Annotated in this window: 15 protein-coding genes; 5 read left to right on the top strand and 10 right to left on the bottom strand. The window is 72.9% G+C overall.

All coding sequences use genetic code 11. From position 1 onward, the window contains the following. Positions 1-7: 7 nt before the first annotated feature. Positions 8-328, top strand: a complete 321-nt coding sequence (locus JQX11_RS16185; RefSeq protein ID WP_204925786.1) for a WXG100 family type VII secretion target — start codon at positions 8-10, stop codon at positions 326-328. A 26-nt stretch (positions 329-354) separates the two neighbouring features. After that, on the top strand, positions 355-648 hold the full coding sequence (locus tag JQX11_RS16190; RefSeq protein ID WP_088646135.1) for a WXG100 family type VII secretion target: 294 nt from the start codon (positions 355-357) through the stop codon (positions 646-648). A gap of 107 nt (positions 649-755) precedes the next feature. Here the strand turns inward: JQX11_RS16190 and mycP are convergent, their stop codons facing one another. Then, positions 756-1,976 (bottom strand): type VII secretion-associated serine protease mycosin, encoded by a 1,221-nt coding sequence (gene mycP, locus JQX11_RS16195; RefSeq protein WP_204925787.1) that lies wholly within the window; start codon positions 1,974-1,976, stop codon positions 756-758. Positions 1,977-2,129: 153 nt separating this feature from the next. On the opposite strand from mycP, the gene JQX11_RS16200 reads away from it, so the two are divergent. Further along, complete coding sequence (locus tag JQX11_RS16200; protein ID WP_307826207.1) at positions 2,130-5,549, top strand: SseB family protein; 3,420 nt, start codon at positions 2,130-2,132, stop codon at positions 5,547-5,549. Then, positions 5,546-5,911, top strand: coding sequence for a UCP033725 family protein (locus JQX11_RS16205; protein ID WP_204925788.1), 366 nt, complete (start codon positions 5,546-5,548; stop codon positions 5,909-5,911). Before JQX11_RS16200 ends, JQX11_RS16205 begins: the two co-directional genes overlap by 4 nt. Before the next feature lie 92 nt (positions 5,912-6,003). Here the strand turns inward: JQX11_RS16205 and JQX11_RS16210 are convergent, their stop codons facing one another. The 5 genes from JQX11_RS16210 to acs form a co-directional block, all read right to left on the bottom strand. Next, the gene (locus tag JQX11_RS16210) at positions 6,004-6,936 is read right to left on the bottom strand and encodes an alpha/beta fold hydrolase (protein ID WP_204925789.1); all 933 of its coding nucleotides are present in this window, start codon (positions 6,934-6,936) and stop codon (positions 6,004-6,006) included. Between the two features lie 97 nt (positions 6,937-7,033). After that, on the bottom strand, positions 7,034-7,462 hold the full coding sequence (locus JQX11_RS16215; protein ID WP_204925790.1) for a hypothetical protein: 429 nt from the start codon (positions 7,460-7,462) through the stop codon (positions 7,034-7,036). Between the two features lie 160 nt (positions 7,463-7,622). After that, on the bottom strand, positions 7,623-10,013 hold the full coding sequence (locus JQX11_RS16220) for an immune inhibitor A domain-containing protein (protein WP_204925973.1): 2,391 nt from the start codon (positions 10,011-10,013) through the stop codon (positions 7,623-7,625). A 370-nt stretch (positions 10,014-10,383) separates the two neighbouring features. Continuing rightward, positions 10,384-13,179: an immune inhibitor A domain-containing protein gene (locus JQX11_RS16225; protein WP_232377962.1), complete on the bottom strand. Its 2,796-nt coding sequence runs from the start codon at positions 13,177-13,179 to the stop codon at positions 10,384-10,386. A gap of 226 nt (positions 13,180-13,405) precedes the next feature. After that, positions 13,406-15,370: an acetate--CoA ligase gene (gene acs, locus JQX11_RS16230; protein WP_204925791.1), complete on the bottom strand. Its 1,965-nt coding sequence runs from the start codon at positions 15,368-15,370 to the stop codon at positions 13,406-13,408. Positions 15,371-15,583: 213 nt separating this feature from the next. Between acs and JQX11_RS16235 the strand changes: the two genes are divergently transcribed. Next, positions 15,584-16,330 (top strand): Fic family protein, encoded by a 747-nt coding sequence (locus JQX11_RS16235; RefSeq protein ID WP_088643433.1) that lies wholly within the window; start codon positions 15,584-15,586, stop codon positions 16,328-16,330. A gap of 46 nt (positions 16,331-16,376) precedes the next feature. On the opposite strand, the gene JQX11_RS16240 is transcribed toward JQX11_RS16235, so the two are convergent. The 4 genes from JQX11_RS16240 to JQX11_RS16255 all read right to left on the bottom strand — a co-directional run bounded on the left by JQX11_RS16240 (position 16,377) and on the right by JQX11_RS16255 (position 20,206). Next, a complete protein-coding gene (locus JQX11_RS16240) occupies positions 16,377-17,009 on the bottom strand; it encodes a TetR/AcrR family transcriptional regulator (RefSeq protein ID WP_204925792.1) in 633 nt (210 codons plus the stop codon). Beyond that, entirely contained in the window at positions 16,904-18,286 is a 1,383-nt protein-coding gene (locus JQX11_RS16245; RefSeq protein ID WP_204925793.1) for a methyltransferase, read from the bottom strand. The genes JQX11_RS16240 and JQX11_RS16245 overlap by 106 nt, the downstream gene beginning before the upstream one ends. Further along, positions 18,283-19,176 (bottom strand): hypothetical protein, encoded by an 894-nt coding sequence (locus JQX11_RS16250; RefSeq protein WP_204925794.1) that lies wholly within the window; start codon positions 19,174-19,176, stop codon positions 18,283-18,285. The genes JQX11_RS16245 and JQX11_RS16250 overlap by 4 nt, the downstream gene beginning before the upstream one ends. A 217-nt stretch (positions 19,177-19,393) precedes the next feature. Next, on the bottom strand, positions 19,394-20,206 hold the full coding sequence (locus tag JQX11_RS16255) for an HAD family hydrolase (RefSeq protein WP_204925795.1): 813 nt from the start codon (positions 20,204-20,206) through the stop codon (positions 19,394-19,396). Positions 20,207-20,813: the final 607 nt, after the last annotated feature.

The raw sequence follows: 20,813 nt of genomic DNA on the forward strand, positions 1-20,813 counted from the left end.
CGTCCGGGTGTCCCAGACCCAGGCAGAAGCGGCGGTGATGCACCACACCGCCACCAGGTTCGAGCAGGTGGACCAGTCGTTGCAGGCCATGTTGACCGGCCTGATGGCCGAGCTGGAGGTGTTGCAGCAGGCCTGGCGGGGCGCCGGTGGGCGCTCGTTCGAGCAGGTCAAACAGCAGTGGGGGCGGGACCAGGCCGCGCTGCAACGGGCGCTGCGGGAGACCGCGGCGGCCATCCGCACGGCCGGCCGCCAGTACGACGCCTCGGACACCGAGGCCGCCGGCCGGGTCGCCGGCACCAGTCGCGGCGGCATCCAACTGCCGCTCTAACCAGATCCCCGGGGAGGAACGATCCGATGGACCACGGTGTGCTGGTCGTCAACTTCGCCGCGCTGCACCAGGCGGGCGCGGACATCCAGAAGGCACTGAACACCCTCGACGCGCAGCTCGGCCAGCTCGAACGGGACGCCGCCCCGCTGGTCGCCGGCTGGGACGGCGAAGCCCGCCGGGCGTACGAGCAGCGGCAGGCGCGGTGGCGCTCCGCGTCGCAGGATCTCCAGGCGATGCTGCGGGACATCAAACTCGCCGTGGACGACTCCGCCGCCGACTACCTCGACACGGAGAAGCGCAACACCGGCCTGTTCCAGTGAGCGGGCCGCCCGGCGGATCTCCGGCGGCCCTGGCGGCTCCGCGAGGGTGACGCTGCCGGTGGTTCCCCGGTGGTGACGCCCGGCCGGCCGACGGTCGGGCGTCACCGTCAGGCCGGGCCGGCCGGGCGCCAGCGGCGGCGGACGCCCCGGGGAAGCACCACGGCCAGCAGCACCGCCACCAGCACCGTTCCGCCGATGGCCGCGGCGACCAGCAACGCCCGCTGCCGGGCCGTCGCGCGCCGGTGCCCCTGCGCCAGCGACGCCGGGTCGGCGTGCGGCACCGGCAGGACCGTCGTCGGGCGGGTGACCGGCCGGGGGGCACCACCGGTCTCCACCACCGCCCGGTACGGGTTGAGTACGCCGGCACCGTAACCGCCCTCCCGGCCACCCGGTGCCGGATCGGCGGTGCCGACGATCCGGCGGGTCACCTCGGCGGCGCTCAGGTCCGGCCGGTACTGCCGCAGCAGGGCGGCGGTGCCCGCCACGAACGGGGCGGCGTAACTGGTGCCCTCGGCCCGCCGGTGACCCTGCCCCGGCGCGGCCATCAGCACGTCGCCGCCCGGCGCGACCAGGTCGACGTACGGGCCGATCTGGGAGAACGAGGCGCGTACACCGTCCGGGGTGACCGCGCCGACGCCGAGCACCCCGTCGTACGCCGCCGGGTAGGGCAGCGGGTCCCCGCCGTCGTGCAGGTTTCCGGCGGCGGCCACCACCACCACGTCCCGCCGCAGCGCGTAGTCGATCGCCTCGCGCACGGCCGGATTATCGGCGTACAGGACGACGGAGAGGTTGAGCACGTCGGCGTCGTGGTCCACCGCCCACCGCACCGCCTGGGCGAAACCGGCGGCGCTGACCGTACGCCCCGACTCCCGCCCCGCGACGACCTGCTGTTCGCTCACCCGTACCGGCAGGATGCGGGCGTCGGGTGCGAGCCCCCGGAAAGCCACCCCGGAGCCATCCCGGGCGGCGATGATGCTGGCCACCCCGGTGCCGTGACCGGCGCAGTCCCGGGTGCCGTCGCCGCCCGGGTCGAGGAAGTCCGCGCCGTCGAGGACCCGCCCCCGCAGTTGGGGGTGCCGCCTGTCGACGCCCGAGTCGACCACCGCCACGGTGACGCCGGCACCGGTGGCCAGCGGGGTGAGCCGCTGTGGGGCGTACCGTCGCTGGGGCCACGGGGCGGCGGCGACCGGACGGGCCGGCGCGGGCGACGTGGCGCAGGCGGGGGCGGCGCGGGCCGGGGTGACCGACGCCACGACGGCCGCCGGTGGCACGGCGAGCAGGGCCGCTGCCAGGGTGACGAACGGTCGTCGGCTGCCGGATCGGGACATCGACCGCCTCCGTATCGTGTCGACTCCGCAACGGGATGTTAGCGCCCGGTCTGCTACCAGGTCGCCCGGCCGGTGACCGACTTATCGTGATCTTGTTTTCACCTTGTAGGTTGTACGCGACGCCTGTGGCCTGATCCGGGAGGAGAGGTGGCCGTGACCGACTGGGAGCCGGCTACCGAGGCCGAGACGGCGATGCGGGACGCGCTGCACGCCGGTGACCAGGAGTTCTACTTCCGGATTCTGGCCGGTTCGGAGCTTTTCCTCCCGGTCTCCGGTCAGGCCCTCGCCGGTGCGACGCCGATGGGCTGGGGCACCTGGACCACCGGCGGCCGCACCCACGTGCTGGCCTTCACCTCGGCCGCCGCGATGCACGCCTGCCTCGGGTCCCCCGCCGGCCCCTACCGGCGCAGCCGCTACGCCGATCTGGCCGCCGAGTGGCCCAACCACGAGTGGTGGCTGGCGGTGAACCCCGGGCTGCCGATCGAGGGCTACCTGCCCGCCTGGTTCGTCTCGCAGCTCTCCCGGGGTGACGTCCGGCTGCCCGGCCGCGCGCCGGGCGCGCGCCCCCGGGGGGAGGCCGACCAGACACCGGTGCGGACCACGCCCGGCAGGCCGGCCGACGTCGAGCCGACCGCCGACCTCTCCGCCGGCTGGGCCCAGTCCCGGCCGGCGTCGTCCGCCGCCGCGCCACCCGCCGGGGGTGGTATCCGCCCGGCGACGGGCGCGTCGCTGACCGACGAGCGGGGGCGTCCGGTCACCCCGCCCGGTGGTGGCCCGCCCGGTGGTGGCCCGCGCACCACCACCGCCGGTCCGCCCGAGCAGGGCCGACCCGCCTTCCCCGATCCCCCCGCCGTGCCGGGGACGACCAATGCCGGCTGGCCGGCGGTTCCCCGCCGCCGGTTGCTGGGCGAGGAGTCCGCCGGCCCGGCCAACGGGCGCACCTCGTTCTTCGAGCCGTCCAGCGCCCGTGGTGCCACCCGGTCGCCCCGGGACAATCCGCTGCGCTCGGGTGAGCGGGCGGCCCCACCGACCCGGCCCGGGATGGGCGGTCAACCCTTCCCCCGACGTCGGCCCGCACCCACCCAACCGGGCGAGGACGAAGCCGCCCGCGCGTTCCGGGTGACCGATCCGCCGGCCCGGCCCGGTCCCGGCAACGGGATGCCCCCGGCCGGCCGCTCCCCGGACCCGCTGGCCGAAGAGCCGACCCGGGCCTTCCGGGTGGACCCGTCCGGTGGCGAGCCCACCCGGGCCTTCCACATCGGCCCGGCGGCGGAGGAGGCGACCCGCGTCTTCCGTACGCCACCACCGGCGGCGGAGGCCACCCAGACGTTGCCCCGCCGGCAGCCCACCCCGGACGGGTCCTCCTCCGGGGTGCGCCAGCCCCACCCACCGGTCGACCCGTTCGCCGCCCCACCTACCGGCCCTCCTGCTCCCACCGGGCCGTCTGCTCCGGCCGGGCCGTCTGCTTCGACCGGGCCGTCTGCTTCGACCGGGCCGGCCGCTCCGGCCGGGCCCGCCCGGGGCGAGGCGGAGGAGCTGCCGCCCTCCGTCGCCGAGCCGGTCTCCGCGCCGCCGGTGTCCCGCCGGGGGTTCATGCCCATCGTGATAGAGGGTGTGATCCTGGAGTCCCGCGACCTCCCGGTCGCCCCCGCGCCGGCCCCGTCCGCCGCCCAGGGCCCCCCCGTGCCGCCGGGGGCTTCCGTGCCGCCGGTCGTCCCCCGGCCGGCCGCCGCGCCGTTCGTGCCCCCCGCTGCTCCCGCGCCGCCGCAGGTACCGACGTCGGCACCCGCGCCCGCAGCGCCCCCGGCCGGGGGCCCGGGGGCCGAGGACAACACGGTCAACCTGAACGGGACGGGCGGGCCGTCGAGCGCTCCCGGCCGCCCGGCCGCACCCGGGCCGGTTTCCCCGCCGTCGTCCGCTGCTCCGCCGTCGTCCGCTGCTCTGCCGTCGCCCGCCGGCCCGCCGCCGGGCGCCCGGTCCCGCCCTGCTCCGGGTGACCTGTGGACCCCGTCCGCCGAGCGGGCCGCCGCGAAGGCCCGAGCGGAGGTGGCGGCGGCTCCACCCGACGTGGCAGCCCCGCCGGTGGCGGCGACCCCGCCGGTCAGCGCTCCAACCGTCCTTCCGCCCGCACCGGCACCGTCCGCACCGGCGGCACCGGTCACCGGGCCGGCTGCGGGGCAGGCGTGGACCGCTCCGACAGCCGACGCCGTACCGGCGGGCAGCGCTTCCGCCGGGAGCCCGGCGGCCGGGCCCGTCGCCCCCACCCCGACGGGGGACGCCGCAGGTGCCGTCACCAACGGTGCGCCGGACCGGCCTGCCGCCGGAGCCGCCCCGACGGTCGCCGCGCCGGAAGCGGACGGTGTCGACCCGCGTTCCACCCCGGTCGACCTGTGGACCCCCGCCGCCGAACGGGCCGCGCAGACCTCCCCGGCGGCACCGACCACCGCCGCGCCGACTTCCCCGGCCGTGCCACCCTCCCCGGTCGCGTCGACCGCCCCGGCGGCACCGGCACCGGGTCCGGCCGCTGAGCCGGCCCCGACCGGCAGCACGCCGCCCGGTACCCCGTCGACGTCCGCCGGTGCGGACACCCCGACGACCGCCGACGAGCCGTTCCTGCCGGCCAACGAGGTCGAGGAGAACCTGTTGGACGCGGTCGGCGCGGGCAGCACCGACGGTTTCCTCTCCACCCTGCTGCTGGCTCGGGTGCTGCTTCCGGTCAACCCCGATTCGGCGGTCGGCAGCCGCCCCGGCGAGCCCGGTTTCCAGTGGCGTACCGGGACGACCGACGGTGAGACGTACGTGGTGGTCTACACCTCGCCGGAGCGGCTGGCCGAGCACGACGTGCCGCCGGTCGAGACGATCGAGGTGCGCTTCGTGCAGCTGATCCGGCGGTGGCCGGACCCGAGCTGGGCGTTCGCCGTCAATCCGGGCACCCCGGTCGGGGCCAAGCTCCCCGGTGAGCAGATCGTGGCCCTGGCGAGCTGGGCGGCCGAGGTCGGGCTCGGTGACGAGGCGGACGTGGAGCCGGTGGCCGCCGCCGAGGCACCCGCCGAACGCACCCGGTACGCCCCGCCGGTCACCGACCCGTCCCGTCCGGTGGTGATGCAGAAGGCGGTCGCCCCGAGCCAACTCGCCTACTACCTGGAACGCGGCTACGACCGGGTCTCCGGGTTCGTGCACCGGGCGGGCGAGCTGGCCCACCTGACCACCCCGGCGGAACTGCACGACGCCCTGGGGCTGGGCTACCCCGATTCGCCCTTCGCCCGCGACGCCGAGGCCACGTACGTGCTGCGCTGGCCCGCGTACCGGCCGAGTCTCTACCGCATCCCGTACGGCGGGCAGAACGAGGCGGCGATGCGGGCGATGGAAGGCTGGGTGATCGAGCGTGCGCCGTTCCGGGGCAACGGGTTCGCGCCCGGGGAGAGCAGCGACGTGGTGGCCGAGTTCAAGGTGGACAGCGCCCGGTTGCCGCACGGCGCACAGCTCTGGCGGATCGGCACGGAGGGCACCGAACGGGTGATCGCCATCCTGGACACCGACGCGTTGGTCTGGCGACGGGTGGGCGAGCCGTGACGCGGGACGGTTACGTGGCCCGCTGGCAGGGGCGGGAGTACCAGGTCAGCCCGGACGGCGAGCACGTGCGGATCTACCAGCCGGAACCCGCCGACGGCTTCGAGGAGGTACGCCCCGGCCGGTACGTGCGGGTCGTGCCGGCCGGCGAGGTCGAGGGCCTGGCGTACGTGCGGACCACCTGCACCTGGCAGGGGCAGCCGTTCATCGTGCTCGGCGAGCACGACGGGTGGCTGCGGGTCGAGTACACGGGTGGTCGCTGGCCGGTGGCGCAGGCGATGGGGCTGGAGGTCTTCGACTTCGGCGTCTACCAGGGCTGGGCACCGGCCACCGAGGTCGCCGATCTGCGCGAACAGCGCGTCTGACCGCCGGCCCCCGACCCGGCACCGGGCTCCGGAGGCCCGGCCCCGGCACGTTCGGGACCGTCGGCAGGGGACCGTCGACCGGGCCGGTCGGGTCAGGACTTGGTCCAGCGCAGGATCTCGCCGAGCACCACGTCGTCGGCCTCCACGTGGGGAAAGTGGCCCACCCCGTCGAGCAGCCGCCACTCGTAGGGGGCGCTGACGTACCGGCCGGAGCCCTGCGCGGTGCGCGGCAGGGACGCGACGTCGGCCGCCCCGTGCAGCTGGAGGGTGGGGGTGACCAGGGGTTTCTGCATCAGCCGGACGAACCGGTAGCCGTGCAGCCGCAGCACCGAGCGGAAGGCCCACCGGTAGCCCTCCAGCGCGCAGAAGGCGGCCTGCGGGATGAGCATCGCCTCCCGGCAGCGCTGCGCGTACCCGGCGAAGTCGGGGCCGGCCACCCAGCGGGGGCCGCCCCAACGGCTCAGCATCTGCTGCACCTCGGCGGCGTCGTTGCGGGTGAGCACGTGCTCGTACCGGGGGAGCTGGAACTTCAGCGCCGGGGTGGAGGCGGCGAACTGGCCGCGCGGGTCGGCGAAGATGGCCGCGCGCAACCGCAGCGGATGGGGCGCGCCGAGCACCACCAGCCGGCGGACCAGGGTGGGGTGGAACGAGGCGGCTGTCCAGCCGATCAGCCCGCCCGAGCCGGCGCCGACCACGGTGGCCGACCGCTCCCCGAGGGCGCGGATCAGGCCGGCGACGTCGGCGGCGAGGGTGTAACCGTCGTACCCCCGGGGTGGTTTGTCGCTGGCGCCGTAACCGCGCAGATCCACCGCGACGGCCCGGAAGCCGGCGTCGGCGATGGCGGGGAGCATCGTGTGCCAGGCCCACCAGTGTTCGGGGAAGCCGTGCAGGAAGAGCACCATCGGCCCGGTGCCCGCCTCGACGACGTGGAACCGGCTGCCGTTCGCGCCGACGAACCGGTGCGTCCACGGCCCCTCGGTGAGGACGCAGGACTCGTCGGTGGGCCCGCCACGCTGCTCGGTCATGGGCACAGCCTAGGACCTCGGCGCCTGTCGATCGCCCCGCCGACCCGGCCGGGTGCTCGTACCCGGGGTGGACCGGAGTCCGGCGGGCTGAGCGGACTCAGCGGACGACGCTGATCCGGACGACGCCGACCGGGGTGCCGGGGCCGCAGGCGGCCGGTGGTGCGGCCGGGTCGACGGTGACCACGACGGTGCTGCCGGCGGCGACGGTGCCCAGGCCGGGGCCGTGCAGCGCGTACTCGTGGCCGTCGTCGGTGACCAGGCCGTAGCACGGGCCGTCGCCGCCCCGGGTGATCCGCCCGGCGAGCCGGTCCGGCCGGCGTCGGTCGGTGGGGTGCCGTGGGGGTGCGGCGGGCCGGCGCGGGGCGGGCGGCAGGGCGGCGGAGAGCGGTGCCGGTCGGCCGGCGGGCGGGTTCAACGGGCCGCCGGGCGGGGCCGATGCGCCGCCGGGCGGGGCCGGCGGTCGGATGCCGGCCGGCGGGTCGGTGGTCGGGGTCCGGTGGTCGGCGGGGGTCCGGTCGTGGGTCACGGTCGCCTCCGTTCCCGGCGCACCCGCCACGGGTACGCACAGAGCCAGCCTGCCACGGCAACGCTGCAGCGGCATCCGGCCGGGGCCCCGGACGGGCCGATGCCCGGGCAGGAGTCCTGCCCGGGCATCGGGTACAGCGGGTGGTGCGCTGATCAGCGGATCAGGAGAAGCGGACCTTCAGTGAGGTGCCGTTCTGCTCCACAACCTTGATCTTGGTGCCGGTGGCCGGGAGCTTGACGCCGTGGTTCGGCAGCTCCGGGTACCAGTACTGCTTGGTGTCGTCGAACAGCGGCTGCGCGGCCTGGCCACGGACGTACTGCGGCACGCTGTTGATGTGCAGCGTGAACGAGTCCGCCTTCTTCAGGCTGAACGGCGCGTCGTACACCTGGACGCGGGCCCGCCACGGGGCGCCGGTCAGGTTGTACAGCGGCTCCGGGTGCGCGTCGATGATCATGTTCCGACCCTCGCCCGGGTGGTCGAAGGTGTCGTTGTCGGCCCACCGGAGGTTCCAGTAGGAGATCAGCAGACCCTCCTGGTACGCGTAGTGGTCCACGTAGTCCGGGCGGCTGTTCGCGTAACCGAAGTAGTACGGGCCGGTCTTGAGGTACTGGTCGTACGACACGTACGACCGGTTGCCGGCGATGTAGTAGTTGTCGAACTTGCGGATGTAGGTCTCGGCGACCACGCTGAACCCGTTCAGGGTCCAACCGGCGGCACCGGCCTCCGCACCGTCGGTGAGCACGGTCTGCCCGTCGGCGGTGATGGTGATCGCGTCACCGTAGAAGCCGCCCTCGGAGACGCCACCGTCGGTCTGGTAGCGCAGCCGGAACTGCACCACCTTGCCGGCGGCCGCGTTCATCGGGATGTTGACGTCGACCCACTGGCCGTTGCTGGAGCCGTCCAGGGCGAAGCGCCCGGGGGAGATCTCCTTGAGGGCCTTGCCGTTGGCGGTACCCGGCAGGGTGGCCCAGGTCTGGCCGCCGTCGGTGCTGGCCTCGAAGAAGAGGTAGTCGTAGTCCGCCTCGATCGAGTAACGACCCTTCATGGTGAGCGCGGCGCTGGTCTTCCCGGTGAGGTCGATCGTCCGCGTCATCGTGGTGTTCAGGTCGTCGTCGTTGCCGGAGAAGAACTGCTTCGTCCCCTCGAACGGCTTGCCGTTCTGGAAGCTGTACTCCCGCTGCGGCAGCACGACCACGGCACCCTGCGCCTTGTCGGAGTTGTACTCCTGCGGGCCCAGGTTGAGGGTCTTCTGCTGGCCGGCCACCACGACCTCGTAGTCGAGCCAGCCGAGCTGGAGCTTGTTCCACGCGCCGAGGTCGCCGCCCCGGTCGCCGATGCCCTGGTCGTTCTTGGCACCGAGCCGGCTCTGGGCCATCAGGGTCCAGTGCTCGTTGTTGTTGTCACCGCTGTTGATGACGTTGTAGTCGTCCGGCAGACCGAGGTCGTGACCGTACTCGTGGTAGAAGACGCTCCGGCCACCGTTTTCCGGCTGGATCGTGTAGTCGCCGATCCAGACGCCGGTGTTGCCGATCTGGGTGCCGCCGGCCGGGAAGTTCGCCGGGCCGGTGTTGCCCTGGTCGCTGGCGAAGGCGTACCACCGGTGGCTCCAGATGGCGTCCTCACCCTGGATCGGGTCGCCGTCGGCCTGGTCGCCGCCGGAGTGGACGATCTGGAAGTGGTCGATGTAGCCGTCCGGCTCGTTGAAGTTGCCGTCGCCGTCGAAGTCGTACCGGTCCCACTCGTCCATCGACTTGACGTCGGCGGCGATCTGGGCGTCGGTGCGGCCGGCGGCCTTCTGGTCGGCAACCCACTGGTTGGCGGCGTCCCGGACCAGGGCCCAGGTGTTGTTGCAGACGTTCGAGGCGCAGGGGTAGCCGTTGGAACGGCCGTACCGGGCCTCGTTGTACTTCACCTTGACCCAGTCGGTGACCTCGCCCTCGACGCTGTAGCGACCCGAGGACTGGGCCTCGTAGTACTGCTTCAGCGACTCGTCACCCTGCCCGGTGCCGAAGTACAGCTTCCGGAAGTGGTCGGCGTTGTAGTCGGCCTGCCAGACGGTGGAGTTGTCCACCGCCCGGTTGGGGGCCGGGATCTCGTTGTGCAGCGGCCCGTCGAACCGGGTCGGGCCGGGGACGGCCGGGGCCGTGTCCTGGTCCGGGTAGCTCGGGTGCCGCTCGTTGCCGAACTCCGCGAGGATGACGAAGATCTTGTCGGTCCGCTCGCGGCCGAGCTCGACGTACTGGTCCTGCGTCTGGGCGACGCCCGAGGCCGTCGTCCGGGCGTTCTTGCCCGCAGCCTGGGTCTTGCCGACCTTGACGACCGTGCTGCCGTTGATCTTCTGCGCCTTGGCCTTGCCGGAGAGGACCTCGCTGAGGCCCTCCTGACGCAGCGCCCGCCGCTTGGTTTCGAGCGGGTTGGGCAGATCGTGGTCCGCGTTAGCGGGCTCCGCGACCGACGGGGCCGCCGACGGGAGCTTCGGCGTCGGCGCGGCGCTGGCGGACGTACCCGTCACCAGACCTGTCGCCGTCAGCGAGAGCCCGAGCAGACCCACTGCGACTTTGCGCACGTGGTACCTCCGGTGTGAGGGAACCGGCCCAACGGGGGTACGGGCCGGCATGGACGTCCCACTAGTGGGACCCATGGTGAACATAGACACTGCCGGGACGGGTGGGAAGATGTCCGCGTCGATTTGTTGCAAGATTTTGATGGGAACGCTTTTCACCGTCACACACCGGATGTTCACCAACGGTCATGAGCAGCGCGGACGGCCCGGCGGAGAATCGTAGTGATGTATTTCGATTCCGTTGCCGGGATGCGGGAAACAGTGGGCCGCCGGCTTGTCCGCCGACGGCCCACCGTTCACCGATCAGTCAGTTACTGACCCTTACCACCGCATCGCCGGGCGTACCCGGCGCGTGACTTCAGTACTTCGCCGGAGTGATCCGGACGACCGCGTACGAGTTGTCCGGCGCGGCCGACTCGATCTTGATGGAGACCCCGTTGCGGACCTTCGAGTCCGACGGGTTGCCGGTGCCGAGCACGATCGCCCCACCGCCCAGCGTCACGCCGTAGAACTCGGTGGCCGGCGTGCCGTCCGGGTTCACCACCCGGGTGGTGTACGGCTTGTTGCCCCGCGACGGGACGACCACCGAGGCGTCGTTGTCCCGGGCGTACGGCGAGCCGTCGCGGATCTCGATGCCCGGGTACCAGCCCTTGGCGTCGTTGAAGCCCGACACCGGGTGCTGCCGCGGGAACTTGGTGCAGTACGCGCTGTACGGCTCGTCCGCCGCCTCCAGGCACTCGGTGAACGGGTACGTCGGGTTCAGCGAGAACGCCGCGTTCGCCGACTGCGGCCGGCTCGGCAGGTTGTCCAGCACCGACGGGTCCTTCGCCGCCGCCTCACCGGTACGCCGCAGCGGATCGTAGTGCGAGTCCACGATCAGCAACCCGCCCTTGGCCCCGTAGCTGGGCAGCGCGGTCATCTGCCCGGTGACGTGGTTGACGTCGCCCAGCATCGTGTCCCGGTACCAGACCAGCATGCCCGGCGCGTTGTACGAGATCCGGTCCACCTTCCACGCCTCGTGCGAGTAGATGGTGTCGTAGGCGTACTTCAGGCCCATGTCGAAGCCGTCGAAGTTGCGCCACTCCGCCAGGTAGTACTGCGCCTTGACCTGGGTGCCCGGGTCGATGTGCCAGCCCGCGCCGGTGGTGTCGGTGAAGGTGCCACCGGTCAGCGTCCAGCCGTTCGTGCCGCTCTCCACGTTGTCGCTGAACGTGGTGGCCCCGCCGCCGGTGACCGAGAGGTCGTCGACGAACCAGCCCCGCTCCTGGAACGCCTCGTCGGTGGCGTACCGCAGCCGCACCTGCACGGTCGTCCCGGCGTACGCCGACAGGTCGACCCAGTCGTGCCGCCAACCGGCGGTGCTGCCGGTCAGGCCGTACTTCTTGTTGCCGAAGTCGACCATGCGGCCGTTCGGGTCGGCGTAACCGTCGTTGGTGGAGACCAGTGCGCCGGCCTCGTCGTAGACCTTCTGCTCGGTCCAGGTGGCCCCGCCGTCGGTGGAGACCTCCACGAAGCCGTAGTCCCAGTCGTCCTCGATGACGTAGTTGTTCCACATCCAGAACTTCGCGTCGGCGGCGGCCGGGACGGCCACCTGCCGGCTGAGCTTGACGTCCGCCCACGCCTGGTCGGCGCCGCTGTACCACATGCCGGTGCCGCTGTGCGGCTGGGCGAGGGTGACCACCTTGTCCGGCAGGTCGATCTTGATGCCGTCCTGGGTGCCCACCGGGGTCCGCGAGGTCTGCCCGAGCGTCGCCGTCCGGTTCCGGGTGCCAGGGGCGATGGTCAACGGATCGGCCCAGCCCAGCACCCACTTGTCCCAGATGCCCATGTGGGTGGGCAGGGCCTGGAAGATCTCACCGGTGTGCGAGCCGGACGCCATCAGGTCCCAGAAGTCGACGTCCGAGTCGGCGTTGCCCGAGGTGTCGTAGAGGTCCGGCAGGCCCAGGTCGTGACCGAACTCGTGGGCGAAGACGCCGACCCCGGCGTCCTCCGGCTGCACGATGTAGTTGGACACCTTCAGGTTGGTGCCGGGGATGGTGTAACCGCCGGCGACCGTGGAGGAGTGCGCCCAGACCGCGTACACACCCTGGTCGCCGCCGCCGCGGGACTTGCCCTGACCGGCGTGCACCAGGACCAGGTGGTCGATCACGCCGTCGGGCTCGTTGACGTTGCCGTCACCGTCGCGGTCGCCCTGGTCCTCGATGTCGTAGTCGGCCCACGGGAAGTTGGGGTCGCTCGCGGCCAGCGCGTCGATCGCGTCGGTGGCGAGCCGCCCCGCACCCTGCGGGTTGTCCGGGTGGCCGTTCATCGCCTGCTGCCGGCCGGCGACCCAGGCGCCGGTCTCGTCCTGGAAGCAGCGCGAGGCCGCGTACCAGCCCTCCGAGTGCGGCACGGTGATCCACGGGCTGGCCTGCCCGTCCACCGTGTACGCACCCTTGGACATCTCCAGGTACATGTTGTGCATGGTGCGGCCGGACAGGTCGATACCCTTCTTGCCGTCCGGTCCCTTGAGGTCCTTACGCACCCGCTCGGTGATGCCCTGCTTGGTGTAGAGCATCTTGTCGAAGTGGGCGGGGGAGAAGTCCGGCACCCACATCGAGTTGTTGTCCTCGTGCGGCAGGGTCGCCGGGTTGGGGATGTTGTTGTGCTTCGGTCCGTTCTGGACGGTGCCGGGCACGCAGGTACGGTCCTCGAAGACCGTCTTGGGGACCATCACCCCGGTGAAGTCGTCGTTGGCCTGGTCGTTGAACTCGACCAGCAGGGTGAGCAGCTTGGCCGTCTGGGTGCTCTTGGCCTTCTTGAACGCGCGCGGGCTCTGCCCGGTCCGGATCGCCCGCGCCTCGTTGCGGGCCAGCTCCCGGGCGGCCACCGGGTTGCCGCCGGCGAACTTACGGTCGTACGCGCGGGCCTCGTCCGCCGCCGGGGTGCGGATCCCGTCGGCGCCCCGGACCTCCTTACCCGCGGTGTCCGGCTGCACCTCCGGCTCGGCGTAGTTGAGGTAATGCTCGTCGGCCCCGATCCGGGTCGGTGTGGCCGGCCCGGCAGGTTGGGCCGCCGCACTGCCGGTCACGGTCAGTGACGAGGCGACGAGAGCGAGGGCGGGCAACGCGACGAGGAGCCGTCGACGTGCCCTGGTGGACGGGAGAATGTTCATGCCACTCCGTTTCTCGGGCATGGGAAAGGGATCGCCGGTGAGACCTCTGTCGAACCCAGTCGATATCGCTGAACCTAAATGAGAAGGGTTCTCACCCGGAAGGGGGCGACGGTGCCTCTGCCCGTTCAGCCCGAGTCGGCTCGGCCTACCGACCGATTCGTACCCCTAAAAAGACGGTGGGTGCCGGCCCTCACGGACCGGCACCCACCGTCGGGTACGGCTGTCGTCAGTCCTCGTCGGACTTCCCACCGCTGAGCCCGGAGGAGATCAACTCCATCACCGAGGAGTCCTGGAGCGTCGTCACGTCACCCAGCGACCGGTTCTCCGCCACGTCCCGCAGCAACCGGCGCATGATCTTGCCGGAGCGGGTCTTCGGCAGCTCCGGCACCAGCATGATCTGCCGGGGCTTGGCGATCGGGCCGAGCGTCTTCGCGACGTGGTTGCGCAGCTCGGCGATGAGCTGCTCACCAGCCTCGCCCGCGGTGTCGGCGGTGCCACGCGGGATGGCGAACGCGACGATCGCCTGCCCGGTGGTCGGGTCGGTCGCGCCGACCACCGCCGCCTCGGCCACCGCCGGATGCGACACCAGCGCCGACTCCACCTCGGTGGTGGAGATGTTGTGCCCGGACACCAGCATCACGTCGTCGACCCGGCCGAGCAGCCAGATGTGCCCGTCGTCGTCCTTCTTCGCGCCGTCCCCGGCGAAGTACATCCCCTCGAACCGGGACCAGTACGTCTCGATGAACCGGTTGTCGTCGCCCCAGATGGTGCGCAGCATCGACGGCCACGGCTCGCGCAGCACCAGGTAGCCGCCCCCGCCGTTGGGCACCGACTGGCCCTGGTCGTCCACCACGTCGGCGACGATGCCGGGCAGCGGGGTCATCGCCGAACCCGGCTTGGCCGCGGTCACCCCCGGCAGCGGGGAGATCATGATCGCGCCGGTCTCGGTCTGCCACCAGGTGTCCACGATCGGCAGCTCATCCCGGCCGACGTGCTGGCGGTACCACATCCACGCCTCCGGGTTGATCGGCTCGCCGACGCTGCCCAGCAGGCGCAGCGACGACAGGTCGAAGCCCGCCGGGATGTCCTCGCCCCACTTCATCATGGTGCGGATCAGCGTCGGCGCGGTGTAGAGGATGCTGACCTTGTACCTGTCGACGATCTCCCAGAACCGGCCCTTGTGCGGGGTGTCCGGGGTGCCCTCGTACATCACCTGGGTGGCGCCGTTGGCCAGCGGCCCGTACACGATGTAGGAGTGCCCGGTGACCCAGCCGATGTCGGCGGTGCACCAGTAGACGTCGCTGTCGGGCTTCAGGTCGAACACCGCGTGCGTCGTCCACGCGGCCTGGGTGAGGTAGCCGCCGGTGGTGTGCAGGATGCCCTTCGGGCGGGCGGTGGTGCCGCTGGTGTAGAGGATGAACAGCGGGTGCTCGGCGTCGAACGGCTGCGCGACGTGTTCGGCCGACGCCGTCTCGACGGTCTCGTGCCACCAGTGGTCCTTCGCCGACCAGTCGACCTCCTCGCCGGTGCGCCGGACCACCAGCACGTGCTCGATCGACGGGCAGTTCGCCACCGCCTCGTCCACCGTCGGCTTCAACGCCGACGGCTTGCCCCGCCGGTAGCCGCCGTCGGCGGTGATCACCACCTTGGCGCTGGCATCCTGGATCCGGTTGCTCAACGCGTCGGCGGAGAAGCCGCCGAAGACCACGCTGTGGGTCGCGCCGATCCGGGCGCAGGCCAGCATCGCCACCGCCGCCTCGGGGACCATCGGCAGGTAGATCGCCACCCGGTCACCGGCGACCACCCCCAGGTCGGTCAGCGCGTTCGCCGCCTGACAGGTCAGCCGGTGCAGGTCGGCGTAGGTGAGGGTGCGGGTGTCGCCCGGCTCACCCTCCCAGTGGATCGCCACCTTGTCGCCCCGGCCCGCCTCCACGTGCCGGTCCAGGCAGTTGTACGCCACGTTGAGCTGGCCACCGACGAACCACTTCGCGAACGGCGGGTTCGACCAGTCGAGCACCTCGTCCCACGGCCTGGCCCAGGCCAACCGGCCGGCCTGCCGCTCCCAGAAGGCGAGCCGGTCCGCGCCGGCCTCGTCGTACGCGCCGGCGGTGACGTTGGCCTGGGCGGCGAGTGCGGCCGGCGGCGGGAACTGGCGCGTCTCGTTCAGCAGGTTGGCCAAGGCCTCGCTCATGCGGTGACTCCTTCGTCGGTGACCTGCGTCTCTACCCGGCCGAGGTTAGTCCGGGCCGCGCGGGACCGCGACACCCCCGATGCCGTCCGGCGCGCTCAGCGGCCGTCCCGGCGCGCTCGGCGGCCCACCCCTGCCGCCCTGATCAGGATCGGACCCGACGCCCCGGTGGTGGGTGAGTCCGCCCCGCAGTCACCCGGTCGTTAGCGTGGCGGGGTGACCACCGATCCGCTCGCCCCGCTGCTCGCGCTCGCCGACATCGCCCCCGCCGTCGAGCGGGCCCGCGAGCGGGTCGACCAGGCGATGCGGCACCGCGCGCTGCGCCGCCACGGCGGCCAGGTCGCGGCCGAGGTCGGCCTGCGCAGCGCGGTGGCCAGTGCCGCCCTGGAGGGGTACGACCACGAGCGCGAGGCGGTCCGCGCCGGCACCGTCACCGAACCGGTGCTCCAGGGGGCGCTGCGGGTGGCCGGGGCGCTGCCCGGGTTGACCGAGCTGTGGCCGAAGGCCCCCCGGCAGGCGCTGGCCCGGCTGCACGTGCTCGCCGCCCGGGACGTGGTCGCCGAGGCCGAGCTGGGGCGTCCGGTCGCCGACCCGGTGGTGGCCGCCCGGCTCGACGGGCTGGCCGGGCTGGTCGCCGGCGGGACGACGGTCTCCCCGCTGGTCCTCGCCGCCGTAGTGCACGGCGAACTGCTCAACCTACGGCCCTTCGCCGGCCCGTCCGGGGTGGTGGCCCGCGCCGCCGCCCGGCTGGTGCTGATGTCCCGGGGGTTCGACCCGCGCGGCCTGGTCGCCGTCGACGTGGGCCACCGGGAACGGCAACCCGAGTACGTCGGCGCGGCCGGGGCCTTCGCCACCGGCACCCCCGACGGCCTGCGCTCCTGGCTGCGGCACTACCTGACCGCCGTCGAGGTCGGCGCGGACCAGCTCACCGTCGTCGGCGACGAGATCATCGCCGCCGCCTGACCGGTGCCGTCCGCGTACCCGACCCCGACCGGTGCCGGGTACGCGGTCAGTCCCGGCGGGCGGCCCGGTTCACCCGCGAGCGCAGCGCCCGCCGGGCGACCGGCCCGAGGTCGTCGACGATCTCGATGAGCACGGCGAGCTGGTCGAGCGCCGACATCGCCTGCCGTACGCCCGCCCGGTCCACCCCGTCGTAGAGTTCCAGCCCGACGAACGCGGCGCAGACGGCCCGGGACAGGCCGGGCACGTCCGCGATCTCGGCGAAGGGTGACCCGGCGAGCAGCCGGCGCAGCACCGACTCGATCTCGTCCACCCAGAGCTTCAGCGCGGCGGCGGTGGGCCCGGCCAGCCGCTCGTCGGTCTGCGCCCCGGCCAGCATCTGGGCCAGGAAGGAGACGTTGCCCAGCTCGCGTTCCTGCTCGTGCAGCTCCTGCCCGACGGCGAGCAGTTCCCGCAGCGAGCCCACCCCGGCCAGCCGGTCCGACCAGTGCGCGAGCCGGTCGGCCGTGCTGGCCCGGCAGGCCGCCGTCAGCAGGTCGTCGACCGTACCGAAGTGGTAGAAGACCAGCGCCTGGTTCACCCCGGCGGCCGCGGCGATGGTGCGGGCGGACACACCGGCGATACCGTGCGTACGGATGGCGGTGACGGCGCCGTCCAGGAGGCGCTGCTTGGTGCCGGACATCGTCCTCCTCGTGGGCCCGCCGGATGCGGCGGTGTGATCATCGCATCGGTCACCAGCTGCGCCAGCCAACCGACCCCGGGCAGCCGCAGGATCCAGCCGACCACCGCCCACCCGAGGTGCAGGTGCCCGAGGGCGCGGGCGACGGCGGCCACCCCCCGTTCCGACCGGCCGCCGTCGATGTACGCCGCCCGCCACAGCACCCCGTCGGCTTCGGCGGCGGGACGTACCAGCAGACCCACCGGGCGGCGACGGGCGACGAACCGCCAGGTCGCGGCGCACGGACCGCAGGCGTCGTCGAGGAACAGGACCGCCGCCGGGCCCACGTGGTACGGCCGCCCACGCGGCCACCAGTTCCGGACCTGTCGCCGGTACGCGCGCCACGCGTCGCCGTGCCGGTCGGCCAGGTCGTGTTCCTCGTGCGGGCGGGCCACCGCCACGCTGAAGGCGACCGCCACCACCGCCGCCAGCACCAGCGCGGAACTGCGGGTGAGCGCGGCGGTGAGCAGCACCAGGGCCACCGCGCAGGTCTGCATCGGGTTGGCCAGGTAGGCGTACGGCCCGGTGGTGACCAGCCGCACGGGCGGGTCCCACGGGTACGGCGTGCCGCCGCCGTGGGTGACGAACTCGCGGACCGCGGCCAGCGCCGGGGCGGCCAGCACCAACGCCACCTGGGCGAGGAGCAGCAGGACGGGCCGGGGCAGTTCGGTCACCGTCGCCCAGGACCCGTCGCCGACCTCGAAGGCCAGACTGGGGACGAACCACAGCAGCAGGGCGGTGAAGACCCCGACCTGGAGCAGCGTGCGGGCCGCCAGGTGCCGCCGGTCGGCACACCAGCGACCGAGCAGTTGCGCCGGCAGGGCCACCACGAGCAGCCCGACCAGTTCGCCGACCAGCCAGTCCGGGCCGAGCCGGACCAGCGGGTGCAGCGCGGGCATGGCCACCGCGTCGACCCAGAGCAGCAGGCCCAGCGCCACCGGCAACGGGAGGCTCCGGCGCAGCAGCACGGGCAGCGGACCCCAGAGCACGGCCCAGCCGATCCACAGGTCGACCGGCAGGCCCCGGTAGCTTCCTTGGACCGGGGTGAACGTGTACCAGCCGGTGCGCCGGGCCACCTCGTCGAGGGCGGCGATGCCGATGCCGGTGGCGAGGAAGGCCAGCAGCGCCCCCGCCCGCCCGGCGCGGCTCCGGTCGACCCCGGCGCGGCTCCGGTCGACCCGGGCGGCGGCCAGCAGGGCCAGCAACGGCACCGCCAGGCTGAGGTAGCGGGCGACGATCATCGCAGCGCCATCATGTCCAGCAGGTGTCCCGTTCCCGCGCCGAGCAGGACCTGCTGGATCGGCCCGAAGTACCAGGAGGGGTCGAGCCCCCGGGTGTAGTCCACCCGGATGCGCACCTCGGTGTGCCGCCCGTCGACGGCCCGCCAGCTCAGCGTGGCGTGCCGCCACCGGAACCAGCGCGCGGTGATCGAACTGTCCTCGACGAACCGGAACCCGACCCGCTGCACCCCCACCGTCTCCACCTCGGCGAGGAGGTGACCACCGGGGCCGTGCGCGCTGCCGTGGTAGCCGAACATCCACCTGTCGCCCGGGTCGAGCCCGTCCCCGCTGACCTGGCCGGGCGTGGGCACACCGAGCAGCCGCAGCGGGACCGAGCGCACCGGTACGGGGCGGGGGCCGGCGGCGAGCCGGGTGGCCACCTGGTCGGCCGGCAGGGCCACCACCCGGACCACCTCGACGGACTGGTCGGGTGCGATCCGGGGTGCCGGTCCGCTGCCCTCCAGCCCAGGCAGGAGCAGCAACGGCACCGCGATGACGGCGTACGGGCGGGAGGCGTCGCGCAGCGCGCGGATCAGGGCGGTGGTCCCGTGGGACACCGCGTAGACAAGTGGGGCGGCGAGGATGACGCAGATCGCCCCCTCGTGCAGCGCGACCGCCGCCAGCAGCAGGGCGATCGTGGTGATCACGAAGACCCGGCCGTGCGCGGTGCGACCGGGCAGCAGGGCGAGGGTGGCGGCGAGGGCCGTCGGGAGCAGCACGAAGAGCAGGGCGCTGTCGGCCCGCCCGTCGAGCACGGTGGCGACGAACACCACCATGCCGAAGGCCGAGATCAGGCCGGCGAGCACCCAGTTCGCGGCGGTCCGTCGGGGCGGTCGATCCTGCTCGTTCATCGCTACCTCCCAATTTTGAGCACATGCTCAAAAGCGAGCATAGGCGATTTGAGCGATCGCTCAATCGGGGGGTACGCAGGAGGTGTGCCGGGTGGCCCCGGGTTGGTCGCGGTGGGTCAGGAGGCCGAGGGGCCGGAGCCGGTCGCGGTGAGCGGGAGGCGAACCGGAGGGTCGGAGTCGGTCGCGGTGGGTCAGGAGGCCCGAAGGGGCGGGGGCGTCAGGCGGCCTGGACGGCGCGGGTGCGGCGGTGCCGGCCGTACCAGGCGATGCCGATCGCCACCCCGACGCCGACGCCGAGCGCCGCCGCGGCCACCGGGACGGCCGGGCGCTCCCGCAGCCGCCGGCCCAGCGGGATCGGGTGCCGGAACTCCAGCACCGGCCAGGCGTTCTCCACCGCGAGCCGGCGTAGTGCCCGGTCCGGGTTGACCACGCTCGGGTGCCCCACGCACTCCAGCAACGGCCGGTCACTGTACGAGTCGGAGTAGGCGTACGAGTCGGCCAGGTCGTAACCCCGGACGGCGGCCAGCTCGTTGACCGCCTCGACCTTGCTCGGCCCGGCCGCGTAGAACTCCACCTCGCCGCTGTAGCGACCGTCCTGCACGCTCATCCGGGTGGCGATCACGTCGGTCACCCCGAGCAGCGCGCCGATCGGCCGGACCATCTCCTCGCCGGAGGCGGAGACCAGCACGACGTCCCGGCCGGCCGCCTGGTGCTCCTCGATCAGCGCGGCGGCCTCGGCGTACACGTAGGGGTTGATCAGCTCGTGGAGCGTCTCCGCGACGATCTGACGGACCTGTTCCACCCGCCAACCCTTGCAGAGTGCGGCGAGGTAATCCCTGGTCCTGGCCATGGTCTGCTCGTCGGTGCCGCCCAGCCGGAACATCAGCTGCGCGTACGCCGACTTCACGACGTCCCGTCGCGTGATCAGCCCGTCCCGGTAGAACGGCCGACCGAATGCCAAGGCGCTCGACTTGGCGATGACGGTCTTGTCCAGATCGAAAAAAGCGGCACTTCGGCCCACGGCGCGCAAGTCTAGTCCGATGCTCCGGGGTCGGCGGGTGCCCTGGGGTGAATACCCCCTCGACCTGCGGGAGCACTCCGGCGGCGAATGCTCAACGTGATCGCAGTCACACGCTCCGATCATAATTTCGCAATGAGTGGGGTCGACAGCACTCGACGTGAACAGTCCGCTCGGGCAGACTTGTCCCCACGACAACGATTCATGTACCGGAAAGCTGAGAGACCCTCGGCGGTCGCACCCCCCGTGACCGCCGGGCCGGTTCGGCTCAACCCCCCCGGAGCCGAACCATTCGACGACCCCCGTCTCCCCCCGACGGGGGTCGTCCCTTTCCGCGAGGACTCCGGGTGGCTGGTCGACGGCGAATATCCGTGCGGTGGCCGGTCGACCGGATGAAAACAGCCCCGTCCCTGTCGCGGGAACGGGGCACGGGGCTGCTTCGCTAGCGAATTGCCGGTCCGGTGGTGGTGGCGAATCCGGCGACGATGGATACGCGGTCGGGCTCCGGCGCGTACGCCGGGTCCACGCGGCCGTGGCCCTCGTCGTCCCCGCTGTTCGGCCCTTCAAAGTCCCGGCCCCGACGGGTTACAGTCAAGCCGACTCCTTCCGTTGCACGCGG

This window comes from Micromonospora humida, from assembly GCF_016901255.1.
GTDB classification, from domain to species: Bacteria; Actinomycetota; Actinomycetes; order Mycobacteriales; family Micromonosporaceae; genus Micromonospora; species Micromonospora wenchangensis.